This window comes from Kitasatospora sp. NPDC034533 (assembly GCF_055575155.1).
In genome coordinates, this window is the sequence record NZ_JBVITE010000163.1 from 1 (window position 1) to 1451 (window position 1451).

The 1451-nt window shown below is 68.6% G+C and carries 1 protein-coding gene; it reads left to right on the top strand.

Translation table 11 applies throughout. The annotated features are described in order from the left end of the window. Positions 1-237: 237 nt before the first annotated feature. Positions 238-1434 (top strand): IS110 family RNA-guided transposase, encoded by a 1197-nt coding sequence (locus ACZ55U_RS39030; protein ID WP_465534392.1) that lies wholly within the window; start codon positions 238-240, stop codon positions 1432-1434. Positions 1435-1451 lie beyond the last annotated feature (17 nt).

Sequence of the window (1451 nt, forward strand, 5' to 3'; positions counted from 1 at the left end):
TCAGGCGGCTCTACCTTCTGAGCTGGGTTGATCGAGCCACTCGTAAGGTTGGGTCGCCCAGGGGTGCTGGGTGTGGCTATCAGGCGGCTGCCGTTTCGTGGCTTCCCAGGCTTCGCCTCCCGGCACCCCACGACGACTCGGCCGCCGATTAGGAAGTGCGAGAAAGTCGCTGAGTAGAGCAATGCCGGCGAGGTCGTCCGTGGTACGAACAGCACGAACACGCACGTCAGGAGCATGATGAGCCGGATCTGGGCGGGGATCGACAGCGGGAAGGGCCACCATCACGGCCTGGCCCTCGACACGGACGGCAAGACCCTGCTGTCGCGGCGGGTCGCCAACGACGAGCCCGAGCTGCTGCAGCTGATCGGCGACGTTCTCGCCCTGGCCGGCGGCGGCCAGGTGACCTGGGCGATCGACATGACCGGCGGGGAGCCGGCCCTGCTGCTGAGCCTGCTGGTCGCCCACGGTCAGGAGGTCCTGTACATCCCCGGTCGGCTGGTGAACCGGGCCGCCGACGGCTACCGCGGCGAGGGCAAGACCGACGCCCGCGACGCCTATGTGATCGCCGACCAGGCCCGGATGCGCCGCGACCTGCGGCCCATCCGCCCCGGCGACGAGGCCGCCATCGAGCTCAAGCTGCTGACGGGCCGCCGAGCGGACCTGGTCGAGGACCGCACCCGTGCCGTCAACCGTCTGCGCGGAACCCTGCTGGGCATGTTCCCGGCCCTGGAACGAGCCCTGGACCTGACCAACGTGGGCCCGCTCAAGCTCCTGACCGGCTACCAGAGCCCGGCGGCGATCCGCCGGGCCGGGGTCGCGCGGCTGACCAAGTGGCTCGCCAACCGCAAGGTCAGAAACGCAAGATCTCTTGCTGAAAAGGCAGTTGAGGCCGCCGAGCGGCAGTACACCTCCGTCCCCGGGGAGAAGACCATCGCGAAGCTGGTCCACACCCTGGCCGAGGAGGTGATGACCCTCAACGAGCACATCACCGAGATCGACAAGCTCATCGAGGGCCGGTTTCGCGAGCACGAACTCGCCGACATAGTCCAGAGCGTCCCCGGCATCGGGGCGATCCTCGGAGCCGAATTCCTTGCCGCCGTCGGCGGCAACCTGAACGAATTCGACTCCCCCGACGCCCTGGCGGCCTTCGCCGGTGTCGCGCCCGCGCCGAGGGACTCGGGCAAGGTCAGCGGCAATCTCCACCGGCCGGGCACCTACCACCGCCGACTCCAGCGCGTGTTCTACACCTCCGCACTGGTCAGCGTCCGCTGCGATCCGAACTCGCGGACGTTCTACGACCGCAAGCGCGCGGAGGGGAAGAAGCACGTCCAGGCCGTGCTCGCCCTCGCTCGCCGACGCGTCAACGTCCTGTGGGCCCTGATCCGTGACCGGCGGTGCTACCAAGTCACACCGCCGGTCACCGAGGCCGCTTGACAACGACATTAGGAAGC

What these genes read in the sequence shown, in the direction of transcription:
- ACZ55U_RS39030 (WP_465534392.1), top strand. Translation starts at nt 238, where the DNA reads ATGAGCCGGATCTGGGCGGGGATCGACAGCGGGAAGGGCCACCATCAC.